Below are 17,443 nucleotides of genomic sequence, written 5' to 3'. Positions count from 1 at the left end.
GCAAGCTTCCTTCAATCCTCGACTACCCAGGTGTCCTTGGTGCCGCCGCCCTGGGAGGAATTCACCACCAGGGAGCCTTCACGCAACGCGACCCGGGTCAAACCGCCAGGCACCACCCGGGTTTCGCGCCCGGAAAGCACGAACGGACGCAGGTCGATATGGCGTGGCGCGATGCCGTTTTCGACAAAGGTCGGACAAGTTGACAGCGATAGCGTCGGTTGCGCGATGTAGGCATGGGGTTTGGCTTTGATGCGCTCACGAAAGGCATCGATTTCCGCCGTCGTCGCGGCCGGCCCGACCAGCATCCCGTAACCGCCGGAGCCCTGTGTTTCCTTGACCACCAGATCGGGAAGATTGGCCAATACGTGGGACAGCTCGGAGGGGTTGCGGCATTGCCAGGTCGGCACGTTTTTCAGAATCGGCTCTTCGTCGAGGTAGAACCGGATCATGTCGGTGACAAACGGGTACACCGATTTATCGTCCGCCACCCCGGTGCCGATGGCGTTGGCCAGCACCACGTTGCCGGAACGATAGGACGACAGCAGCCCCGGCACACCGAGCATCGAATCCGGGTTGAATGCCAGCGGATCGAGGAATGCGTCATCGAGGCGACGGTAGATCACGTCGACCGCTTTCGGGCCGTCGGTGGTGCGCATGAACACCTTGTCGTCGCGCACGAACAGATCCGCGCCTTCCACCAGCTCAACGCCCATCTCCCGCGCCAGAAACGCATGTTCGAAGAACGCGCTGTTGAAGCGTCCCGGCGTCAGCACCACTACGCTGGGATTGTCGATCGGGCTGGAGCTTTTCAGGGTGTCGAGCAGCAGGTTTGGGTAGTGATCGATCGGGGCAATACGCTGGGCGGCGAACAGTTCGGGGAACAGGCGCATCATCATCTTGCGGTCTTCGAGCATGTAGCTGACGCCGCTGGGTGTGCGCAGGTTGTCCTCGAGGACGTAATAAGTGCCATCGCCGTCGCGCACCAGATCGACGCCGGAGATGTGCGAGTAGATGTCGCGGTGCAGATCCAGGCCCTGCATCGCCAACTGGTATTGCTCGTTGGCCAGCACCTGTTCGGCGGGAATGATCCCGGCCTTGATGATGCGCTGCTCGTGATAGAGGTCGGCGAGAAACATGTTCAACGCCTTGACCCGCTGAATACAGCCGCGCTCGACAATCCGCCATTCACTGGCGGGGATGCTGCGGGGAATGGTATCGAACGGAATCAGCCGCTCGGTGCCTTGCTCGTCGCCATAGAGCGTAAAGGTGATCCCGGCACGGTGGAACAGCAGATCGGCCTCGCGGCGGCGCTGCGCGAGCAACTCGTCGGGCGTCTCGGCCAGCCAGCGGGCAAATTCCCGGTAATGCGGGCGGACCAGGCCGCCGGCATCGTACATCTCATCAAAATAGGTGCGGATCATGCCGTACTCCTTGTCACTCCGGACATACAGGCCTTCGCAAGGCCCGTGCCATCGGCATAAACGCTTTTAATTCAATCGGTTGTAGATCTATGCCGCAGACCGCGCACCATTCCTGTGCGGCAAATGCCCCGGCCCGATTGCCCCCGCTTCATTGCGACGCACTGCATCGCCTATCACCAGCATAGTCAGAGTTGATTTCACTGCGCGGCCGCGACTGCGGATAATCCGCGCATTCGCTGCAGAACTTCCCCGGCACGCCGCCGCGAAGTAGACAGCTCAACTGATCTGCACTGCCTTGGCAGCCCCGTCCCGACAGGACTTTATCGCGTACCCGTCTTCCCTTTTAGCCACCCTCTCCGGTGGCTTTTTTTTGCCCGGGATTCTTGTTTCAGGGTTTTGCCACTGCGATGTGCAGAAGCCAGAAACGACAACGGCCGACCCGAAGGTCAGCCGTTGCCCGATACAAAATGCTCAATATCAATTCAGGCGGTAACGATTGCGCACCTCCTGCTTCACGCCCCAACCCTCGATAATGCCGCCCAGCGGTTCGACCACGGCAGAAAAGCCTTGCTCGAAATCGCCGATGTCGTCATAGGTTGCGTACATCACTTTGCTCAATTCCAGCGACCAGGCGCCGTCGTCGCGCGCACTGACCTGGGCATTGATGGATTCACCGCGAAATTTGCCTGCTGCCCTGCGCGCCCGCTCCTCGTCCGGGAAAATCGCGTAGAACTCGATGGGATGGAACCGGGAAAAATCGAAACCGCCTTCTTTCATGCGGCGCAGAACGTTGCTGCTGATGTCTTCTTGATAGGCTGTGCTCATGAATCGTCCCCCTCGATTGATGGATAGACTTTCCGTGTTCCCGCCCCGGGCCTTTTGGCCTAAGTACTACGGCAACGTGGTTGCGCGCGGGAAACAAGCATGTAGCTGACAAGACCAGACCTTAGCGATCCATTCGCTGATCTCGCTTGCAGAGTAGCCCCAAGAGAGCGCCGCTGCCAAGGCCTGGTTTTCGAGATGACAGGAAGTGTTCAGATGGGTGTGATGCTGCGGATTTCGATGCCGTTCTGGGTCTTGAGGTTTTTCACCCCGGCATCGGCGGTGCGCCCTTCCAGATCGTTCAGATCCAGCTGGGCAGCGACCGGAAGAAGCCGCTCCTTGATCAGCCGTGCGGCTTCATCATCGGACGGGCATTCCTCACGTTCGAAGACTTCATCAACAATTTCGCCGTGATCATCCACGAAAGTGACTTTCCACTTTTGCATCAGTGCCTCCTCAATCAACCCGTAAATGGGCTTACCTCTATCTCGACTTTTTTCCGCGATAGTTGGTTCAAAAGGATTACAGCCGCCAACGGTGAAAATAACCATCCGATCGATAGGGCGGACTTCTGTGGCGAGGGGATTTATCCCCGTCCGGCTGCGCAGCAGTCGTAATACCGTCCATTGCGGCTTGACGGAGACACCGCGCAGGCCGGTTCAGGGATGCTGCGCATCCCAACGGGGATAAATCCCCTCGCCACAAAAGTTCCCTTGCAGAGCGACGTCAGGGTGATCAGTCGTTGCTCGGCTTATTGACCGCTTGCAGCACGTATTGCGGCAAAGCGAACGCGCCAATGTGGATTTCCGGGTTGTAGTAGCGGGTGACGATGCCGCTGCCGATGAAGCGCTGTTGCAGGGTTTCACGGCTGAGTTTGCGGTAGGCCGGGTTGGTCGAGCCCCAGGCGAAGGTCATCGAACCGCCGATGTAGGTCGGCACGGCGGCCTGATAGAAATGCCAGTCCGGGAACAGGCTGCGCAGACGACCGGCGGTGGTTTTGACTTCGTCGATCTGCATGAACGGCGTGCCGTTCTGGGTAACGAGGATGCCGCCGTCGTTCAGGCAACGGTGGCAAGCCTGGTAGAAGTTCTCCGAGAACAGCACTTCGCCCGGGCCGATCGGGTCGGTGGAGTCGGAGATGATCACGTCGAATTTTTCAGTGGTGGTGGCGACGAAACGCATGCCGTCGTCGATCACCAGGTTCAGGCGCGGATCGTCGTAGGCACCTGCGGAATGGTTCGGCAGGAACTCCTTACACATGTCGACCACAGTGCCATCGATCTCGACCATGGTGATGTGCTCGACGCCAGCGTGCTTGGTCACTTCGCGCAGCATGCCGCCGTCACCGCCACCAATGATCAGCACGCGCTTGGCGGTGCCGTGGGCGAGGATCGGCACGTGGGTGAGCATTTCGTGGTAGATGAATTCGTCGGCTTCGGTGGTCTGGATCACGCCGTCCAACGCCATGACCCGGCCCATGCGCGGGTTCTGGAAGATCACCAGATGCTGGTGTTCGGTGCGCACTTCGTGCAGCAGTTTTTCCATGCGAAAGCGCTGGCCGTAGCCTTCGTAGAGGGTTTCCAGGTACTCACTGGTCTTGGTGACGGTCATGGTCAAGTGCTCCGATAAATGCGCGGGCGCCATAGTGGGGACGATAGCCCGGGAAAGGCGCGCATTCTACGTTGCCGAAGATGACAGGTCGAACCTCAACATATTTTTTACCAGCGCAAACCAATGTGGGAGCAAGCCTGCTCGCGAAAGCGCAGCATCAGTTGCCCGTGATGGCGACTGACACAACGTCTTCGCGAGCAGGCTCGCTCCCACAGGGATAACAGTGTGATCGAAAATCAGCTCAGATCCGGACGTTGCCCCGTGGCCCGGCAATCGCCCAGATGATCAGGCCCAGCACTGGCAGGAGGATGATCAGCAGCACCCAGACGATTTTCATCCCGGTTGAGGTACCGCTTTTCAGTACGTTGATGATGGCCCAGATGTCGAGGGCAAGGATAATCAGGCCAATCAGACCGTTGAACGTGGAACCCATGGTGTCGCTCCAGAATAGTGGCATGCACTTTTAGGATAGACGGTCGCGCGCAGGGTTCCCTTTTATTGCGTTCAGACGTGAACGGCGACCTTCAAGGCTTCCAGTGCCGGCGCCGCGGCGATGCCGATCTCGGCGCACAACTCCAGCACCCGCGGCACGTCGTTGCCGTAGACCAGGACCATTTGCAGTTCATCGTCGAGCAACTGGCTGAAGTTCATCAACGTGTAACCGCCGTTTTCCTTGTTCAGGCTTCTCATCTGCACCTGAATGCGGTTGAGTGCGGTCAGCGCTTCAGTCTTGGCCAGTTGCTTGGGCTTGAGATTGAAATCCACCCCCGGGCCAAACGAGGCAACGATTTGTGCGAACAGATCGACGTAGGTATCGGCCTGGAACAGCACAGTTTCCGGCAGGCTGCCGACCACTACCCACTCACCCAGCGGAATCGGGAAAGTGTCGTCGTAGTTGATGTCCGGATTGGCTGCCAGAAAAGCATCGGCATCGGCGTAGGCCTGAGCGGCTTCGTCAGCCACTTTCAGAATCTCATCCTCGCCCATGCAGCCGGAGCTGATTTTGCTGATGAGTTCGACGAGTGCGGCTTTCATGAGGGCGGATCCTGTGGCGGAGGTGAATTTTCAGGGCGCGAAGGATAGCGCATTCTGCCCTTCGCCACAGTCCGTGGACTTTACGCCAGCAATTTTTCCAACTGCGCGGTGGTATCGACTGCGCCCATGGTCCGCGCCGCATCCAGCGCGGTCACACCATTGGCGTCCTTGGCCTTCGGATCTGCGCCCTGGCCGATCAGGTAATCGACGATTTCAACGCGGTTGAACATTGCCGCCATCATCAACGCGGTACGGCCGTCGAAGGAAGAACCTTCAATTTCGGCGCCCGCCTCGACCAGCGCTTTGACCACCGCCAGATCGCCCTTGAACGCAGCGCCGGCAATCGGGCTCTGGCCGTTACCGTTGCGCATTTCCGGATCGGCTTTGTGTTTGAGCAAGACCTTCACCGCATCAACATGGCCGTAGTAGCTGGCGAGCATCAACAAGGTGTCGCCCTTGCTGTTTTTCAGGTTCACCGGCAGCCCGGCGGTGACCAGGCGATCGAGCATCTCGGCATCACCGTCGCGCGCCTTGTTGAAAACCTGCTCGGTGAATTCGGCAGCTTCTTCAGGGGTCATCTGGCGGCTTTGGTCGGACATGGGGCACTCCATTTCGGTCTATCGGAAAGCCGACAGTTTCCCGAGCGCGACGGTAGCTGTCACTCGGTTTTTTCCGAGCGCCCCGATAGCCACACTCAATATCGATGTTTGCCCTGTTGAATTTCAGCGAGGATTTGCTCACTGACATGCACATAGGTTTCGCTGCCCGGCAGCCAGGCGAAGATCGGGTCATCGCCCGTGAGCCCGGGGTCAAAGCCTTCCGTTTTCAAGCGGGTCTTCTGGTATTTGAAGGTCCCGGTGGTTTCCATTTTCACTTTCACCCGCAGGAACAACGGCACGGCATAGGCCGGCATGCGTTGCCGGGCGAAACTCAGCAGTTCGGCGAAATCCAGCGTGGCCAAGGATTCGGCGGGAGTGATCGCGGCCATGCCTGCACGACCGTTGGTGTTGGGGATTTCAACGCCGTAGGCCACGGCTTCAGAAATCAGCGGGTGCTGCAGCAACAGGTTCTCGACTTCGGTGGTCGACACGTTTTCGCCCTTCCAGCGGTAAGTGTCGCCGAGGCGATCGACAAATTGCGCATGGCCGAAACCGATGTTGCGCAGCAGGTCGCCGGTGTTGAAAAAGCGATCCCCCTTGTTGAACACATCGTGCAGTACGACGCGGGCGGTTTTCTGCGGATCGGTGTAACCGTCAAGCGGCGCCTTGTCGTCGATCCGCGCCAGCAGCAGACCCTGTTCGCCCTTGCCGACCTTGCGCATGAAACCATCTGCGTTGCGCAACGGCTCACCACTGTCGTGATCGTAGGCAACCAACTCCCAGGCCATCAGCGAAAACCCGACGGTATTGTCGAAATTGAGAATGTTGGTGAAGCCGATGTTGCCGTCGCTCGCGGCATACAACTCGCAGATATGCTCGACGGCAAAACGCGTCTTGAACTCGGCCCAGGCGCCGGGTCGCAAACCATTGCCGATCATCTTGCTGACATCGTGGCGACTGTCATCGGCGCTCGCTGGTTGCTCGACCAGATAGCGGCACAATTCGCCGACGTAACCGATCGTGGTAGCTCGATACCGACGCACATCATTCCAGAACTGGCTGGCGCTGAACTTGCGGCGGATGGCGAAACCCGAGGCGCCATTGATCGCCGATCCCCAGCACACGCACAGGCCCGTGGCGTGATACAGCGGCAAGGTGCAGTAGACGACGTCATCCGGGCGCATATCGAGGGCGATCATGCCGAAGCTCGCCGAACTGCGCATCCACCGTCCATGCTTGAACACCCCGGCCTTGGGCAGGCCGGTGGTGCCCGAGGTATAGATGTAGAAACACGGATCGTCGAAGAAGATTTGCGCGCTGCTCGGCGGGTTATCGCTGCTGGCGTCGGCACTGGCGCTGATCAGATTCACGTAACCCTCGGGCGCGATGCCCGGATGGCTGTAAGTGTCCTGATCAGCGACGAACCATGTCCGCGGTGCAGCGATGGAAACCTGATCACGCACGCCGGCATAAGCGGCGGTCAACTCTTCGCCGACCACGATGGCCACAGGCGCAACCAGATTGATGCTGTGGATAAGCGTGTCGCGCATCAGCGAAGTGTTGAGCAGCGCACTGACCGCGCCGAGCTTGGCCAGCGCCAGGATTGTCACGAGCAATTCCGCACGGTTCTCGATGAACACCGCGACCACATCGCCCTTGCCGATGCCTTGCTCGCTCAAATAATGCGCGATGCGATTGGCCCATTGGTTGACCTGCGTGTAAGTCAACGCCACGTCGCCCTGCAGCAACGCCACACCGTCCGGATTGCGCAGCGTCGCTTGCTCGAAGGTCCAGCCGAGGCCACACGTCTGGGTCGGATCCGTGACATTGGCTACCTTCATGCCTTTCACCACCCGCGGGATGGCTTTGGCAATCATCGGCAGTTTGCGGAGCATCATGCCCCAGGTAATCGTGTCGCTTGGTGCATGACGCATGAAAGCTCCCCGTTCGACCCTGACGCGTGGATCGCTATTCTTGTTATCGGGTAATGGCTGAGACCGCCCTGTTGAGGTCGGGGGTCGAGAGGGAAAGTACGTCAGCGCTCGCGGGGCTGTACACGCGGTTTTTGCAATGATTTGTATCCCGTCGCGCCGCCGTGCCGAGCGCTGATTCTGGTACGGGCGTTTGGTTCCGTCGTCAGGAAAAAATCACGCAAAATGCAGGATGCACGATGGCCATTCATGCAGTTTGCACGACGCCTGCAAAATGCAACAATTTTAACTGTTTGATTTTAAAGGAATTTAATTCGCATCAATACTGGCACAAACGCTGCAACTACCTCCGCATGCTTGCCATTCAAGTACATACGGAGCTGATGACATGAGCCTGATTCAAGAAAAATTTACATCGCTGTTCTCCAACTACGAAGTCAGCACTGCCCCACGTCCTGACGGTGGCATCCTGCTCACTCTGCGTAGCAGCGACGGCAAAGTCTTCAAACGCGCACTCTCGTATCAGCAACTGCACGCCGGTGACCAATTGTCCTGGGCGATCAGCGCGATCCGCCGTGACCTGGCCGAACAAGCCAGCGAGCTGCCGCAAATTGCAATGCTGCAGAGCCAGCAGCGTTTTGCTCTGCCGACCTATCACTCGCTGTAATTTGCTCAAACAAAAACAGGCCGTGGAGCATGCGTTCCACGGCCTGTTTGTTTATGTCTGCCACGTATCACTGTGGGAGCGAGCCTGCTCGCGAATGCGGGGTTGTCAGATACAAATTACTTCACTGACACACCGCTTTCGCGAGCAGGTCCCTCCTACATGTCCACTGTAGGGTCAGAACGCTTCCGGTTCGATTCCAGTAAAGCTGTCAACCGTCACGTGCCCTGCCAACTCCCCGCCTTCACGCGCCAGGCCACAAGTCTTCATGCCGGCCGACTGGGCAGCGTCGAGCTCTTCGACGATGTCTGACAGGAACAGGATTTCATCGGCTCCAACACCGACCGTCTGCTGAATGTTGCGGTAGGACTGTGCCTCGCGCTTCGGCCCTGATGTGGTGTCGAAATAGCCGCTGAACAGCGGCGTCAGATCCCCCGCCTCCGAGCAACCGAAAATAAGTTTCTGCGCCTGAATCGAGCCGGACGAGTAAACAAACAGTTGATAACCGGCCGCATGCCAACGTTGCAGCGCTTCAACGGCATCTGGATAAACATGCCCTTTCAACTGCCCGGCCTCATAGCCCTGCGCCCAGATCATGCCTTGCAACGCCTTCAGCGGCGTGGCCTTGCGGTCTTCGGCGATCCAGCTCAAGAGGATTTCAACAACCCGTTCAACATCGGCCTGCGCCTCGTTGCTCTCCCGGCGCACGGCATCGAGTTGTTCCGCTACGTCAGCCCGGGATGCATTCTCGCGCACGAAATCAGGCAAGTGTTTGGCGGCGTACGGAAACAACACGTCGAAGACGAAGCTCACCGCGCTGGTGGTGCCTTCGATGTCGGTGAGGATGGCTTTGATCGACACGGTTTCAGTCCTCCAGACGCGGGAAGCGGCCGGCGATGTCTTCGCCGGTGAAATTGGCAACCCAGCCTTCCGGGTTATTGAACAGGCGGATCGCCACGAAATGCGGATGCTCGCCCATGTCGAACCAGTGTTTGGTACCGGCCGGAACCGAGATCAGGTCGTTCTTTTCACAGAGCACGGCATAGACGTAATCGTCGATGTGCAGGGTAAACAAGCCACGACCGGCGACGAAAAATCGTACTTCGTCTTCGCCATGGCGGTGTTCTTCAAGAAACTTGGCGCGCAGCTCGGCTTTTTGCGGATGATCACTGTTGAGGCTGATCACATCGACGGTGATGTAGCCGCGTTCGGTCATCAGCTTGTCGATCTGCTCTTTATAAGCACTGATGACTTCTTCCTGAGTGGCACCAGGCTGGATCTTCGCGGCGGCTTGCCAGCGGTCGAAACGCACGCCCTGCTCGGCCAGCGTCGAGGCGATGTCTTCGAAATGGGTCAGCACCTTGTTGGGAATCTCAGGGCTGGAAACGTGATAAACGGACAGGCTGCTCATGGGCAATTCCTCGGTAGCGGCGGCGCCGTCCGGCTCTTCAAGACCGGTCGGGCGCAGCGTGTCATCAGGCAAACGGGCTGTTTCTGGTGAACTCAGCCTTGGCGGTTCATGACGCTGCGGGTTTTCAACTCGCATTCAAACAGGAATTCAAAGGCCTCGATCTGTCGCAGCGCGTCGCTCATCTGCGCGCCCCAGGTGTAGAGACCATGGCCGCGAATCAGATAACCGACGCAATCGGGATGGGCGTCGAGCCAAGGCTGCACCTTGGCGGCGAGGCGCGCAATGTCCTGATCATTGTCAAAAATCGGCACGCGCACCCGCGATTCGTGGGTGGAAATGCCGCTGAAGGCTTTTTGCAGTTCGTAGTCTTCGAACTCGATGAAGTCTTGCGGAGTCAGGCGCGACAACACCGTGGCATTCACCGAATGAGTGTGCAGCACCGCGCCGATTTCCGCGCGCCAGCTGTAGAGCTGGGTGTGCAATAAGGTTTCGGCGGAAGGTTTCTTGCCCGGTTCCAGGCTATTGCCAGACAGATCGGTGGCGAGTACGTCATCCAGACTCAACTGGCCCTTGTGCTTGCCCGACACCGTCAACAACGCTTCGCTTGGCGACAGGCGTGTCGAATAATTGCTGCTGGTGGCTGGCGACCAGCCCCGGCCATATAAAAAACGCCCGGCGTCAACGATCTGCTGGGCGAGCTGTTCACGGCTAAGGCTCATGGCCTGTCCTCTTGCATACGTGTGGCAATGATAACGGCAGCGGCAAGCGCTGCGAGACTGGCAATACTAAAGGTCAGTGTCGGGCCGAGGGCATTCCAGCTGTAACCGGAATACAGCGCGCCGAGCGCCCCGCCGGTGCCGGCCAGTGCCGCATACAGCGCCTGGCCCTGACCTTGCTGGCGGGCGCCGAAACTACGTTGCACGAATGCGATGGCAGCCGCGTGAAAGCTGCCGAACGTCGCTGCATGCAGCACCTGGGCGAACAGCAGCACCCAGAGAAATTCCGCAAACGAACCGAGCAGCACCCAGCGCAACGCCGCCAGCAGGAAACTTGCCAGCAGCACCCGACGCAGGGAAAAGCGCGCCAGGATGCGACTCATGGCCATGAACATCAGCACTTCCGCCACCACCCCCACGGCCCAGAGCATGCCGATGACGCCACGGCTGTAACCGAGGCGTTCAAGGTGCAAAGTCAGAAAGGTGTAATACGGCCCGTGGCTCACCTGCATCAGCGCGACGCAGGCATAAAACGCCAGCACGCCGGGATGGCGCAATTGCTTGAGAAAACCCTCGCCCGCCGGCCGATTGCCTTGTGCCGGTTGCGCATTCGGCACCCACAGACTGCTGAGAACGATGCCGGCCATGATCAGCACCAGCGCAGCCGGGTAGATGTCCAGACTCAGCCATTCGAACAGCCGCCCAAGCACTACCACGGTGATGATGAAACCGATCGAGCCCCACAGGCGAATCTGGCTGTAGCGCGACGTTTGCCCCTGCAGATGCGCGAGGGTGATGACCTCGAACTGCGGCAGCACCGCGTGCCAGAAGAACGCATGCAGGGCCATGACCATCGCCAGCCAGGCGTAGGTCTGGCTGACGAAGATCAGCGAAAAGGTCAGCAACGTGCACACCGCGCCAAAGCGCACGATGGCCAGACGCCTGCCAGTGTAATCGCCGAGCCAGCCCCAGATGTTCGGCGCCACACAGCGCATCAGCATCGGAATCGCCACCAGCTCGCCGATGCGTGCGGCGCTGAAGCCGAGATGATCGAAGTACAGCGCAAGAAACGGCGCTGTCGAACCGAGCAAGGCGAAATAGAACAGATAAAAACTGGACAGCCGCCAGTAAGGAAGCGCCGCCACGCCGGTTATGCCGCGACGGCTTTGAGCGCAGCCATCAGAGCTGGCCCAGCACCGGCGTGCTCACGCGCACATCGGCGTTCTGCCCACGGTGGCGCAGCAGGTGATCCATCAGCACGATGGCCATCATCGCTTCGGCGATCGGCGTCGCGCGGATGCCGACGCACGGGTCGTGACGGCCCTTGGTGATCACGTCCACCGGGTTGCCATTCACGTCGATCGAGCGGCCCGGGGTGGTGATGCTCGAGGTCGGTTTCAAGGCCAGATGCGCAACGATTGGCTGGCCGGACGAGATACCGCCGAGGATGCCGCCGGCGTTGTTGCTGAGAAAACCCTCCGGCGTCAGCTCATCGCGATGTTCGGTGCCGCGCTGGGCGACACAGGCGAAACCGGCGCCGATCTCGACACCCTTGACCGCGTTGATGCTCATCAGCGCGTGGGCGAGTTCGGCGTCGAGGCGATCGAAAATCGGCTCGCCAAGACCCGGCATCACCCCTTCGGCGACCACGGTGATCTTCGCCCCGACCGAGTCCTGATCGCGGCGCAACTGGTCCATATAGGCTTCGAGTTCCGGGACCTTGTCCGGGTCAGGGCTGAAGAACGCGTTCTCTTCGACCGAATCCCATGTCTTGAACGGAATTTCGATCGGGCCGAGCTGGCTCATGTAGCCGCGAATGACGATGCCCTGACTCGCAAGGTACTTCTTGGCGATCGCACCGGCCGCTACGCGCATGGCGGTTTCCCGCGCTGAACTACGGCCACCGCCGCGATAATCGCGCTCGCCGTATTTGTGGTGATAGGTGTAGTCGGCGTGAGCCGGGCGGAACAGGTCCTTGATCGCCGAGTAGTCCTTGGACTTCTGGTCGGTGTTGCGAATCAGCAGGCCGATCGCGCAACCGGTCGTGCGCCCCTCGAACACGCCGGAGAGGATTTCGACTTCATCGGCTTCCTGGCGCTGAGTGGTGTGGCGGCTGGTGCCAGGCTTGCGGCGATCGAGGTCACGCTGCAGATCTTCCAGGGAAATCTCCAGACCCGGCGGGCAGCCGTCGACAATGGCGACCAACGCCGGACCATGGCTCTCGCCAGCGGTGGTGACAGTGAACAACTTGCCGTAGGTATTGCCGGACATGCAGGACGCTCCGTGAAATCAAACCCGAATTCTTGATGCGCGCCAGTATACGCAGGCTAACCGAGTAGTTCATCCTCGAACCTTAGTGGTGCTGGCGAGTCCAACCGGCACCTTGACCAATGATGGCGTGATGATGCTGCGAGTTCTGATCTTGAGTCTTACCCTCTTTACCGGCTTTGCCCAGGCGACAGTCCTACAACGCCCGATCACTCTGGACACTGGCAAAGGCGAACTTTTCGGTTCGTTGTTGCTGCCCAAGTCCGACAGCCCGGTGCCGATTGTTCTGATGATTTCTGGCTCAGGTCCTACCGATCGCGACGGAAATAACCCGGACGGCGGACGCAATGACAGCCTCAAGCGCTTGGCGTGGGTGCTGGCCAAACACAACATTGCCAGCGTGCGCTACGACAAACGCGGGGTCGCAGCGAGTCTGGCGGCCGCTCCCGATGAACGTGATCTGTCGGTAGAAGGCTATGCAGCAGACGCGGTGGCGTGGGGGCAGAAGCTCAAGGCCGATCCGCGTTTCGGCAAACTGATTCTGCTCGGCCACAGCGAAGGCGCGCTGATTGCCAGTCTGGCTGCGCCAAAGCTGGACGCAGCGGCGGTGATCTCGCTGTCCGGCAGCGCGCGCCCCGTCGATCAGGTAATCCGCGAACAGCTGGCGCGCAGCCTGCCGCCGCCATTGATGCTGCGCAGCAACGAACTGCTCGACAGCCTCAAGGCCGGCCATACCGATGACAACGTGCCGCAACCGTTGCAGGTGATCTTCCGCCCAAGCGTGCAGCCCTACCTGATTTCGCTGTTCCGTCAGGACCCGGCGCAAGCCTTTGCCCAGCTGAGAATGCCGGCACTGATCGTTCAAGGCAGCAACGACATTCAGGTCGGCACCGAGGACGCGAAGCTGCTCAAGGCGGCGAAACCGGACGCGCAACTGACGGTGATCGATGGCATGAACCATGTGCTGCGCATCGTCCATAACGACATGAAACGGCAACTGGCCTCCTACAAGGACCCGAATTTGCCCTTGGCCGCCGAACTCGGCGCTGCTGTCATCGAATTTATTGACGGAATTCGTGCAAGTTAACTGCGTTTTACCCTCCAGCCTCACAGAAAACGGCCGATAAGCCTTTGTCGCCAGCGCAACGTCTGGCGGCAAGCAGGGCTTGGACAGGATCTCGCCGTTATGACTGACACCCAGACTTCACCCGACACCAGCGCTGAAAAAGACGCACCGCCAGCGGTCGAACTGCCGTGGGCGGACGTTCAGGCCGAGCACCACAAGATGCTTCGCCTGGCGCCACTGCAGACCGACCGCAACACCGGCGGCCGGCCGTTGCGTTTTGTCGAATTCGGTTACGCCGAGCGCAACAGCAAAGAGCGCAGCCTGATGCGCATGGCGATCAAGCTGCCCAACCAGCGCGTGCGCAAAGAGCAGAATCATCTTGATGTGTGGGTCGACCACGCGAGCAAACGTGTGAGCTTCGGTCCCGACAGTGGCTTGCAGATCGAACCACTGAATCGCGGTATCGGCCGCTTCATGGCCGCGCAAGGCATCAATTGGGCTAAGAAGCGCTGGCCGGGATACACCGTTGACGGCATGGACCTGAACAACAAGGACGCACTCAACGAAGACACTCGCTTGCGCCGCGACCATTTCCTGCGCGTGCACGGTTTCGATGTGGCTTACGCCGACGCCCAGCATTTGAAAGGCAGCATCAAGGCGGTGCAGGTCGGTGATCTGCTGGGTGACTGGAACAACGAAAAGCTGCAGATCGTTGAAATTCTTGAAGCCGCACAGATGCTGCAGCAGGCTGAGCAGAATCTGGCTGAGCAGGAAGTGAAACTGAAAAAGCAGGAAGAGAAAGTCAGCAAGTTCAAGCGCGAAGACGCCGGGCTGCGCTTCACCATTACGTGCCTGGTGGCGTTTGCGGTGTTTCAGGCGGGGTTGTTGATCTGGATTGCTACGCACCGTTGATGGCTTGAGACCGCGTCGCGGCCATTCGCGAGCAGGCTCGCTCCCACAGGGGAATGCATTCCAATGTGGGAGCGAGCCTGCTCGCGAAGCTTTTAACCGGTCAGACGCGTGAGGCGAAAAGTGCCTGATGCGCGCGGCACTGCTCGGCTGTCAGCATGAACACGCCATGCCCGCCGCGCTGGAAATCCAGCCAGGCGAAATCGACTTCCGGGTACAACGCCTCGACGTGCACCTGGCTGTTGCCCACCTCGACAATCAGCAAACCTTTCTCGGTCAGGTGATCTGCGGCTTCGGCGAGCATGCGCCGGACCAGATTCAGACCATCATCCCCACAGGCCAGACCGAGTTCCGGCTCGTGCTGATATTCGTCCGGCATGTCGGCGAAATCTTCCGCGTCGACGTAGGGCGGGTTCGATACGATCACATCGAAACGCTGCCCCGGCAGGCCCTCGAAGCCATCACCCTGCACCGTGTAGACACGCTCATCGACGCCATGGCGCTCGATGTTCTGATTGGCCACTTCCAACGCCTCGAACGACAGATCCGCGAGCACCACTTCGGCGTTCTGAAATTCGTAGGCGCAGGCGATGCCGATGCAACCGGAGCCGGTGCACAGGTCAAGAATCCGCGCCGGCTCATCACCGATCCACGGTGCGAAGCGGTTTTCGATCAGCTCACCGATCGGTGAACGCGGGATCAGTACGCGCGGGTCGACAATGAACGACATGCCGCAGAACCACGCTTCACCGAGCAGATAAGCGGTGGGCACGCGATCTTCGATGCGGCGCTTGAGCAGGCGCTGCAGGTTGACCAGTTCGTCGTCCTCCAGCGCGCAATCGAGATAGCTGTCGGCGATTTCCCACGGCAGGTGCAGAGCGCCCAGTACCAATTGACGCGCCTCGTCCCAGGCGTTGTCGGTGCCATGGCCGAAAAACAGATCCTCCCCATGGAAGCGGCTGACGGCCCAACGGATATGGTCGCGCAGGGTACGAAGTCGGGAAGTGATCACGGCATAGAACTCCAAAAAAAACGACTGGCGATTCTAGCAGCCAAAACGCCCGCCGACGACGCAGGAAAAACCGCGCGGCAACGGTAGGAGATTTCTTTTTTTTGCATCAGGCATTGAACGGAACGTGTAACTTGACAAGGCTGCAGGCCAAGAACGACGGCGCCTACGATGGTAGCGATTCACAGAACCGCTCAGCCAGAGGACAATGTCGCAAAAGCCCCACCCCGAGGAGCCCCAGAATGTCCGTTCCAAAAACGATGTTTCAACTCAGCGGTCGCGGTTACGCAGCGGCCACACTGAGCCATGCCACCGTGGTCATCATCGATGCCCAGAAGGAATACCTCAGTGGCCCGCTCGCCCTGAGCGGCATGGACGCGGCCGTCGCGAACATCAAACAAGTGGTTGCCGCAGCCCGTGCCGCCGGTCGGCCGATCGTGCACGTGCGTCATCTCGGCACCGTTGGTGGCCTGTTCGACCCGCAGGGCGAACGTGGCGAATTCATCCCTGGCCTCGAACCGCAAGGTGATGAAACCATTATCGGCAAATTGCTGCCGAGCGCATTCCATGGCACCGAGCTGCTCGAACGCCTGCAAAACCTCGGCTCACTGGACCTGATCGTCTGCGGTTTCATGAGCCATTCCAGCGTCAGCACCTCGGTGCGCGCGGCGAAGAACCTCGGTTTCCGCTGCACCCTGGTCGAAGACGCCTGCGCGACTCGCGATCTGCCCTTCAAGGGCGGCGTGCTCAGCGCCGAACGCGTGCAGGAAGCGGAAATGGCGATCATGGCCGACAACTTCGCCACGCTGGCCAAGACTCAGGACCTGATCTGACCCTGCCCTTGTGAGCGGTGCATTGGCGCCGCTCATCCGCTATATCCGCTGATTTGCCGCAAATGCCATAGCCTCAGGAACAACCCGGTCAACTCCCGGTCGAAGGGCCGATACCATTGAGGAAGGTCGGAATGAAGTTATCCGATGGATTTGACGCACGCCGTTTGCGGCCCAAAGGCCAAAGCAACTGGCGTTTTCGATTTGGCGCGGCGATTTCGGCCATTCTGGCGACGTTCGGCGTGCTGCTGGCGATGGCCGGCGCCGCCAGCCTGCTCGGCCGCCCGCCGGCGCTGGGTGACCTGAACGCATCACCGCTGGGCTCGGCAATCATGCTCGCCGTCGGTTTGCTGTTTCTGTACTTCGGCGTTGCCCTGTGGCGCCGCTGCCGCCGTCGCGCACGGCAATCGCGGGAACTGAACATGTCCCCGCATCTGATGAAAAAACACGACTGACCTAACGGCCTGGCTTTTTGCCGGGCCGTTTTGTGTCGACTTGGGTAAACTGGCCGCCCTTCGCGGAGGCTGACATGCAAGACGACGATTTTTCTCTGTTCAAAAGTGCGATCCAGGGCGTCAAGCCGATCAAGCACGACCGCGCCGACACCGGCAAACCCAAGGCTGACCGCGCGCAGATCGCCAAGCTGCGTCAGTCCGCCACCGTGCGCAGCGACACCACCATCATTGACGGTCTTTCCGACCAGTTCGTGATCGACGTCGGCCCGGAAGACGAGCTGATGTGGTCCCGCGACGGTGTGCAAGAAAGCCAGATGCGCAAGCTCAAGGTCGGGCAGATCCCCTTCGAAGGCAGCCTCGACCTGCACGGCATGAGCGTTGAAAAGGCCCGCGAGACACTTTGGGCCTTTCTCGCCGAAGCGACCAAATTCGAAATCCGCTGCGTGCGCGTGACTCACGGCAAGGCTGTGCGCCTGGATGGCAAGCGCCCGATGATCAAAAGCCACGTCAACACTTGGCTGCGCCAGCACGCGCAAGTACTCGGTTTCTGCTCCTGTCAGGCCCGCCACGGCGGCGCTGGCGCGGTTTATGTGATGCTGAAACGGACGATGATGGAAGGTCGCGACGAATAAAGCCGTCACACCGAACTTGCAGGGTTGTGTCCGCCACCGTACCCTTGCCCTTTGCGAAAATCCC

The 17,443-nt window shown here is 59.7% G+C and carries 20 protein-coding genes; 6 read left to right on the top strand and 14 right to left on the bottom strand.

Annotation, left to right across the window (positions count from 1 at the left end; genetic code table 11):
- Positions 1–11: 11 nt before the first annotated feature.
- The 8 genes from ACZ0AZ_RS17770 to ACZ0AZ_RS17735 form a co-directional block, all read right to left on the bottom strand.
- Entirely contained in the window at positions 12–1,421 is a 1,410-nt protein-coding gene (locus tag ACZ0AZ_RS17770) for a circularly permuted type 2 ATP-grasp protein (protein ID WP_039763848.1), read from the bottom strand.
- A gap of 477 nt (positions 1,422–1,898) precedes the next feature.
- Positions 1,899–2,246, bottom strand: a complete 348-nt coding sequence (locus tag ACZ0AZ_RS17765) for a ribonuclease E inhibitor RraB (protein ID WP_003223226.1) — start codon at positions 2,244–2,246, stop codon at positions 1,899–1,901.
- A gap of 209 nt (positions 2,247–2,455) precedes the next feature.
- Entirely contained in the window at positions 2,456–2,689 is a 234-nt protein-coding gene (locus ACZ0AZ_RS17760; RefSeq protein ID WP_039763846.1) for a hypothetical protein, read from the bottom strand.
- 289 nt (positions 2,690–2,978) lie between these two features.
- On the bottom strand, positions 2,979–3,854 hold the full coding sequence (gene speE, locus ACZ0AZ_RS17755; RefSeq protein WP_039763843.1) for a polyamine aminopropyltransferase: 876 nt from the start codon (positions 3,852–3,854) through the stop codon (positions 2,979–2,981).
- 241 nt (positions 3,855–4,095) lie between these two features.
- Entirely contained in the window at positions 4,096–4,287 is a 192-nt protein-coding gene (locus ACZ0AZ_RS17750) for a PLDc N-terminal domain-containing protein (RefSeq protein ID WP_039763840.1), read from the bottom strand.
- Positions 4,288–4,358: 71 nt separating this feature from the next.
- A complete protein-coding gene (locus tag ACZ0AZ_RS17745) occupies positions 4,359–4,889 on the bottom strand; it encodes a hypothetical protein (RefSeq protein ID WP_463537809.1) in 531 nt (176 codons plus the stop codon).
- 80 nt (positions 4,890–4,969) lie between these two features.
- Complete coding sequence (locus ACZ0AZ_RS17740; protein ID WP_039763836.1) at positions 4,970–5,488, bottom strand: ankyrin repeat domain-containing protein; 519 nt, start codon at positions 5,486–5,488, stop codon at positions 4,970–4,972.
- Positions 5,489–5,583: 95 nt separating this feature from the next.
- Complete coding sequence (locus tag ACZ0AZ_RS17735) at positions 5,584–7,422, bottom strand: long-chain-acyl-CoA synthetase (RefSeq protein WP_039763834.1); 1,839 nt, start codon at positions 7,420–7,422, stop codon at positions 5,584–5,586.
- A gap of 385 nt (positions 7,423–7,807) precedes the next feature.
- Between ACZ0AZ_RS17735 and ACZ0AZ_RS17730 the strand changes: the two genes are divergently transcribed.
- A complete protein-coding gene (locus tag ACZ0AZ_RS17730) occupies positions 7,808–8,086 on the top strand; it encodes a DUF3509 domain-containing protein (RefSeq protein WP_016773780.1) in 279 nt (92 codons plus the stop codon).
- A gap of 174 nt (positions 8,087–8,260) precedes the next feature.
- Here the strand turns inward: ACZ0AZ_RS17730 and mtnC are convergent, their stop codons facing one another.
- The 5 genes from mtnC to aroC form a co-directional block, all read right to left on the bottom strand.
- Positions 8,261–8,944 (bottom strand): acireductone synthase, encoded by a 684-nt coding sequence (mtnC, locus tag ACZ0AZ_RS17725; RefSeq protein ID WP_463537808.1) that lies wholly within the window; start codon positions 8,942–8,944, stop codon positions 8,261–8,263.
- Between the two features lie 4 nt (positions 8,945–8,948).
- Positions 8,949–9,494 (bottom strand): 1,2-dihydroxy-3-keto-5-methylthiopentene dioxygenase, encoded by a 546-nt coding sequence (locus ACZ0AZ_RS17720; RefSeq protein ID WP_039763876.1) that lies wholly within the window; start codon positions 9,492–9,494, stop codon positions 8,949–8,951.
- A gap of 92 nt (positions 9,495–9,586) precedes the next feature.
- Positions 9,587–10,213: a methylthioribulose 1-phosphate dehydratase gene (locus ACZ0AZ_RS17715; protein WP_129999225.1), complete on the bottom strand. Its 627-nt coding sequence runs from the start codon at positions 10,211–10,213 to the stop codon at positions 9,587–9,589.
- Positions 10,210–11,355 (bottom strand): MFS transporter, encoded by a 1,146-nt coding sequence (locus tag ACZ0AZ_RS17710; protein ID WP_039763826.1) that lies wholly within the window; start codon positions 11,353–11,355, stop codon positions 10,210–10,212. The genes ACZ0AZ_RS17715 and ACZ0AZ_RS17710 overlap by 4 nt, the downstream gene beginning before the upstream one ends.
- A 34-nt stretch (positions 11,356–11,389) precedes the next feature.
- The gene (gene aroC, locus ACZ0AZ_RS17705) at positions 11,390–12,481 is read right to left on the bottom strand and encodes a chorismate synthase (protein ID WP_042608494.1); all 1,092 of its coding nucleotides are present in this window, start codon (positions 12,479–12,481) and stop codon (positions 11,390–11,392) included.
- 130 nt (positions 12,482–12,611) lie between these two features.
- On the opposite strand from aroC, the gene ACZ0AZ_RS17700 reads away from it, so the two are divergent.
- A complete protein-coding gene (locus ACZ0AZ_RS17700; protein WP_039763875.1) occupies positions 12,612–13,565 on the top strand; it encodes an alpha/beta hydrolase in 954 nt (317 codons plus the stop codon).
- A 99-nt stretch (positions 13,566–13,664) separates the two neighbouring features.
- Positions 13,665–14,456: a hypothetical protein gene (locus ACZ0AZ_RS17695; RefSeq protein ID WP_039763821.1), complete on the top strand. Its 792-nt coding sequence runs from the start codon at positions 13,665–13,667 to the stop codon at positions 14,454–14,456.
- Positions 14,457–14,556: 100 nt separating this feature from the next.
- Here ACZ0AZ_RS17695 and prmB read toward each other — a convergent pair whose 3' ends face one another.
- The gene (gene prmB, locus ACZ0AZ_RS17690) at positions 14,557–15,465 is read right to left on the bottom strand and encodes a 50S ribosomal protein L3 N(5)-glutamine methyltransferase (protein ID WP_463537807.1); all 909 of its coding nucleotides are present in this window, start codon (positions 15,463–15,465) and stop codon (positions 14,557–14,559) included.
- A 239-nt stretch (positions 15,466–15,704) separates the two neighbouring features.
- On the opposite strand from prmB, the gene ACZ0AZ_RS17685 reads away from it, so the two are divergent.
- From ACZ0AZ_RS17685 to ACZ0AZ_RS17675, 3 genes are all read left to right on the top strand, one after another.
- Entirely contained in the window at positions 15,705–16,295 is a 591-nt protein-coding gene (locus ACZ0AZ_RS17685; RefSeq protein ID WP_463537806.1) for a cysteine hydrolase family protein, read from the top strand.
- 131 nt (positions 16,296–16,426) lie between these two features.
- On the top strand, positions 16,427–16,747 hold the full coding sequence (locus ACZ0AZ_RS17680; RefSeq protein WP_016773771.1) for a hypothetical protein: 321 nt from the start codon (positions 16,427–16,429) through the stop codon (positions 16,745–16,747).
- A 74-nt stretch (positions 16,748–16,821) separates the two neighbouring features.
- Positions 16,822–17,379 carry a Smr/MutS family protein gene (locus ACZ0AZ_RS17675; protein WP_016773770.1) on the top strand — a complete coding sequence of 186 codons (558 nt, stop codon included), beginning with the start codon at positions 16,822–16,824 and terminating at the stop codon, positions 17,377–17,379.
- Positions 17,380–17,443 lie beyond the last annotated feature (64 nt).

This window comes from Pseudomonas sp. AC239 (genome assembly GCF_979258545.1).
Note: the sequence above shows the minus strand (reverse complement) of the source record. Positions and strands in the feature narration are given on the sequence as shown.